The organism is Cupriavidus sp. 05N39, assembly GCF_056397325.1.
This window is the reverse complement of record NZ_JBFTNE010000199.1, coordinates 1-4,915: the sequence shown is the minus strand read 5'-3', so window position 1 is coordinate 4,915 and position 4,915 is coordinate 1. Positions and strand designations below refer to the sequence as shown.

Annotated in this window: 7 protein-coding genes, 1 tRNA gene and 1 pseudogene; all 9 read left to right on the top strand. The window is 60.1% G+C overall.

The window, feature by feature from the left end:
• On the top strand, window positions 1-148 hold a 148-nt coding region (locus AC1DN0_RS40190), incomplete at its 5' end, for an EF-Tu C-terminal domain-related protein (protein WP_477134963.1).
• A gap of 84 nt (window positions 149-232) precedes the next feature.
• Window positions 233-308 (top strand) — tRNA-Trp (locus AC1DN0_RS40185).
• A gap of 61 nt (window positions 309-369) precedes the next feature.
• Window positions 370-750 (top strand): preprotein translocase subunit SecE, encoded by a 381-nt coding sequence (secE, locus tag AC1DN0_RS40180; RefSeq protein WP_477146558.1) that lies wholly within the window; start codon window positions 370-372, stop codon window positions 748-750.
• A 10-nt stretch (window positions 751-760) separates the two neighbouring features.
• Window positions 761-1,342, top strand: coding sequence for a transcription termination/antitermination protein NusG (gene nusG / locus AC1DN0_RS40175; RefSeq protein ID WP_006162340.1), 582 nt, complete (start codon window positions 761-763; stop codon window positions 1,340-1,342).
• A gap of 179 nt (window positions 1,343-1,521) precedes the next feature.
• The gene (gene rplK / locus AC1DN0_RS40170) at window positions 1,522-1,953 is read left to right on the top strand and encodes a 50S ribosomal protein L11 (RefSeq protein WP_006162338.1); all 432 of its coding nucleotides are present in this window, start codon (window positions 1,522-1,524) and stop codon (window positions 1,951-1,953) included.
• The gene (rplA, locus tag AC1DN0_RS40165; protein ID WP_035876155.1) at window positions 1,954-2,649 is read left to right on the top strand and encodes a 50S ribosomal protein L1; all 696 of its coding nucleotides are present in this window, start codon (window positions 1,954-1,956) and stop codon (window positions 2,647-2,649) included. It abuts the gene before it with no gap.
• 422 nt (window positions 2,650-3,071) lie between these two features.
• The gene (rplJ, locus tag AC1DN0_RS40160; RefSeq protein WP_441635842.1) at window positions 3,072-3,620 is read left to right on the top strand and encodes a 50S ribosomal protein L10; all 549 of its coding nucleotides are present in this window, start codon (window positions 3,072-3,074) and stop codon (window positions 3,618-3,620) included.
• Window positions 3,621-3,695: 75 nt separating this feature from the next.
• A complete protein-coding gene (rplL, locus tag AC1DN0_RS40155; protein ID WP_035876154.1) occupies window positions 3,696-4,070 on the top strand; it encodes a 50S ribosomal protein L7/L12 in 375 nt (124 codons plus the stop codon).
• 411 nt (window positions 4,071-4,481) lie between these two features.
• Window positions 4,482-4,915, top strand: a pseudogene (gene rpoB, locus AC1DN0_RS40150) (DNA-directed RNA polymerase subunit beta); the annotation flags it as partial.

Below are 4,915 nucleotides of genomic sequence, written 5' to 3'. Positions count from 1 at the left end.
GGACAAGGAAATGGTCATGCCGGGTGACAACGTGTCGATCACGGTCAAGCTGATTGCCCCGATCGCCATGGAAGAAGGCCTGCGTTTCGCCATCCGTGAAGGCGGTCGTACCGTCGGCGCCGGCGTCGTGGCAAAGATCCTCGACTGATAAAGTCGATCAGCGAATACGGCACCAACCGGCCGTATTCGTTGCCAGAGGGGTTGGCTTCATTGCCGACCCCACAGTTGTTTTAGGGGTATAGCTCAACTGGCAGAGCGTCGGTCTCCAAAACCGAAGGTTGGGGGTTCGATTCCCTCTGCCMCTGCCAATTCAATCAGCCGCGTCGCGATAGAGAGTATCGTGACGCGGCTTAGTCTCGTTTGCGAAACATGGCCAATCCCAACGTCGAAACCGTCAACGCCGCCAGTGGTAAGTGGTTGCTTGGCGTCGCGGTGCTACTGGTGGTTGYCGGCGTCATCGGTTTCTATGCCCTGGCACAGCAGCCATCCTATGTGCGCGGCGCCGCCCTGTTCGGCGGCATTGCACTGGGCGTGGTGGTCGCGCTGGTCTCGGCACCTGGCAAGGACTTCATCGGTTTCTCCAAGGAATCGTATCGCGAAGTCCGCAAAGTCGTTTGGCCCACCCGCAAGGAAGCCGGGCAAATGACGGGCCTGGTGTTCGTCTTCGTCGTGATCATGGCCGTGTTCCTGTGGTCAGCGGACAAGCTCATCGAGTGGGTCATCTTTTCGCTCGTGCTGGGCTGGAAATGAAGGATAGAACATGACGGATAACGCACAACAGGAAGTCCCCGCAGCTGAATCGCCTTCGTCGAAGAAGCGCTGGTATGTGGTGCACGCTTATTCCGGCATGGAAAAGAGCGTGCAGCGCGCGCTGCAGGAGCGCATCGAACGCGCCGAAATGCAGGACAAGTTCGGCCGCATCCTGGTCCCGTCCGAAGAAGTGGTTGAAATCAAGGGTGGCCAGAAGTCTGTCACCGAGCGCCGTTTCTTCCCGGGTTACGTGCTGGTCGAGATGGAAATGACCGACGAAACCTGGCACCTGGTGAAGAACACCAGCAAGGTCACCGGTTTTGTGGGTGGTGCGCGTAATCGCCCGAGTCCGATTTCCCAGAAGGAAGTCGACAAGATCATGACCCAGATGCAGGAAGGGGTCGAGAAGCCGCGTCCCAAGACGCTGTTCGAAGTGGGCGAGATGGTTCGCGTCAAGGACGGTCCTTTCACCGACTTCAACGGCAATGTCGAGGAAGTGAACTACGAGAAGTCGCGTCTGCGCGTCTCGGTCACCATCTTCGGACGTGCTACTCCGGTCGAACTCGAGTTCGGCCAGGTCGAGAAGGTTTAAGTTTTCGCATTTTATGCTGGCCGCAAGGCGGGCAAAAAATGCACGGCCAGTCCCGCAAGGGGCCGGCCAAAAGAGGAGCGTGAGGCTGGTTGGGGTGGATGAACCGCCCTTGCAGCGTTAGCGCGCTACGACTCAACAGGATCGCATTCCTCCAGGAAGCGGTCCGGATTGGAGTAAATATGGCCAAGAAGATCATTGGCTTTATCAAGCTGCAAATTCCGGCTGGTAAGGCAAATCCCTCCCCGCCCGTGGGCCCCGCACTGGGTCAACGCGGTCTGAACATCATGGAGTTCTGCAAGGCGTTCAACGCGCAGACCCAAGGTATGGAACCCGGCCTGCCGGTGCCGGTGGTGATTACCGCCTTCGCCGACAAGAGCTTCACCTTCGTGATGAAGTCGCCCCCGGCGACTGTGCTGATCAAGAAGGCTGCTGGCCTGACCAAGGGTTCGGCCAAGCCGCACACCGACAAGGTTGGCAAGATCACCCGCGCCCAGGCTGAAGAAATCGCCAAGGCAAAGAACGCTGACCTGACCGCCGCCGATCTGGACGCCGCCGTGCGTACCATCGCCGGTTCGGCTCGTTCGATGGGCATCACCGTGGAGGGTCTGTAAATGGCTAAGGTTTCCAAGCGCGTCGCCGCCAACAAGGCGAAGATCGAGCGCACCAAGTTCTACCCGATCGACGAGGCCCTGGGCCTGGTGAAGGATTGCGCATCGGCCAAGTTCGACGAATCCATCGACGTTTCCGTGCAACTCGGCATTGACGCGAAGAAGTCGGACCAGGTGGTTCGTGGTTCCGTGGTGCTGCCTGCCGGTACCGGCAAGTCGGTCCGCGTGGCTGTGTTCGCCCAAGGCGAAAAGGCTGAAGCTGCCAAGGCAGCTGGCGCCGAAATCGTCGGCATGGAAGACCTGGCTGAGCAAGTCAAGGCCGGCAACCTGAACTTCGACGTGGTGATCGCCTCGCCGGACACGATGCGTATCGTTGGTACGCTGGGTCAGATCCTGGGCCCGCGCGGCCTGATGCCGAACCCGAAGGTTGGTACGGTTACTCCCGACGTGGCCCAGGCTGTGAAGAACGCCAAGGCCGGTCAGGTTCAGTACCGCGTCGACAAGGCCGGTATCATCCACGCCACCATCGGTCGCCGTTCGTTCCAGGATGCGGATCTGAAGCGCAACCTGAACGCGCTGATCGAAGCACTGGTGAAGTCCAAGCCGGCTACCAGCAAGGGCGTGTACCTGCGCAAGATCGCCGTGTCGTCCACCATGGGCGTTGGCGTGCGCGTGGAACAGGCTTCGCTGTCGGCCTAAGGCTGGCGGCACCCACCGGGCGGACCCGATAACGTCGCCCGGTGTAAAGAATTGCAGATCCCGGCCCAGGCCGGGATCGTCTCCAGACTCCAGCGTGGCCCGAGGGCAACGCGGTGAGACAAGGAGCAAGGCTTTGGGCAGCGGTACCCGCCGGCGCGCAAGCGCGAGGCAGGCACCGCTGGTTATCAAAGACCGCTGGTGGCGGGCGCGGCTGCAGTCTGGCTGCCTCGCCTTAATCGGACGGAACGTACGTGGCTCGCCGCGACGCCTACCCGCCCCACCAGCGCAGATGGCGAACCCGAGGGATTGAAGAATCCGGGCAATGACCCGGGTGATTCGGGCCAAAATCGGACGCCGTTCGTTTGGACTGATGTGCGTGCCCCGGACGATCCGGGGGACAAGCATCGTTTTGGAGCTTAACCGTGCCACTCAATATTGAAGATAAGAAGGCCGTCGTTGCTGAGGTTTCGGCGCAAGTCGCTAAAGCCCAGACCATCGTCGTTGCCGAATATCGCGGCATTGCGGTTGGCGATCTGACCAAGCTGCGCGCCAAGGCCCGCGAGCAAGGCGTGTACCTGCGTGTTCTGAAGAACACGCTGGCCCGCCGCGCCGTGGAAGGCACGCCGTTTGCCGGCCTCGCAGAGCAAATGACCGGTCCGCTGATCTACGGTATTTCCGAAGATGCAGTGTCGTCGGCCAAGGTTCTGAACGACTTTGCCAAGACCAACGACAAGTTGGTTCTGCGCGCAGCGTCGTACGACGGCAACGTGCTCGATGCTGCTGCCGTCAAGGCACTGGCCTCGATCCCGAGCCGTGACGAACTGATTGCTCAGCTGCTTGGCGTGATGCAGGCACCGGTGTCGGGCTTCGCCCGTCTGCTGGCCGCCCTGTCCGCCAAGAAGAGCGAAGGCGCCCCTGCCGAAGGCGAAGGCGCAACTGCCGCCGCCGAGAGCGAAGGCGCTGCTGCTTAAGGCGCAAGCCCCCGCAGCCTGGCTCATCAAGATCGCATTACCGATACCGAATCACATTTAGCAGGAGTATTTCAAATGGCAATCAGCAAAGACGACATCCTCGAAGCCGTAGGCGCGATGTCCGTGATGGAACTGAACGACCTGGTCAAGGCGTTTGAAGAGAAGTTTGGCGTTTCCGCCGCTTCGATGGCCGTGGCTGCTGCCCCGGGCGCTGGCGGTGCTGCCGCTGCTGAAGAGCAAACCGAATTCAACGTCATCCTGTCGGAAATCGGCGCAAACAAGGTTGGCGTGATTAAGGCTGTTCGCGAAATCACCGGCCTGGGCCTGAAGGAAGCCAAGGATCTGGTCGACGGCGCACCGAAGGCTGTCAAGGAAGGCGTGGACAAGGCTGCTGCAGCCGACGCCAAGAAGAAGCTGGAAGACGCCGGCGCAAAGGTCGAAGTCAAGTAAGCTGTGCTCGCGTGCCCCATTGGCACGCGAATGGGGCTGGCAAAGGGAGATTCCCGGCGCCAGCCTTTTTGCGCTTCTACGAAGTGTGTTTTACTGTGCACTCGGAAACGTATATAAATGGCGCAAACGATGCTTGATGGCTGGGCGCATGCCTAAGCTTCAGCAGAGGCCAAACATCAGTGGCACACTAGGTGGTTGCTGATGTTTGTCTTCTGAACCGACTGCAGAAGACAAGTTTGGTCGGGTGTCCCCCGGGCCGGTATGACGCATTGCGTCGTTTCTGCCGGCTCGCAGCGTGCGGACACCGTCAGCCAGAGGTTGGTAGCGGCCAACCGCCAAATCCCCTCCCAGTCGCTGAACACCTCAGGTGCTGCGCCGGTCCAGCCAGCCCTGCGATGATTCGGAGATCCCATGGCGTACAGCTTCACCGAAAAGAAGCGCATTCGCAAAAGTTTTGCGAAGCGCGCGACGGTTCATCAGGTTCCTTTCCTGCTTGCCACCCAGATTGAATCCTACGCTCAGTTTCTGCAAGAGGGTACGCCACCCTCACGTCGCAAAACAGAGGGCCTGCAAGCGGCTTTCAGCGCAATCTTCCCGATTGTGTCTCACAACGGGCTCGCCCGTATGGAGTTCGTCTCCTACCATCTGTCCAACCCGCCGTTCGACGTCAAGGAATGTCAACAGCGCGGCCTGACCTTCCACTCGGCGCTGCGTGCCAAGGTGCGCCTGATCATCAACGATCGGGAAAATCCGGGCAAGGTCAAGGAAGTGAAGGAACAGGAAGTCTACATGGGCGAAATTCCGCTCATGACGTCGACCGGTTCGTTCGTGATCAACGGCACCAC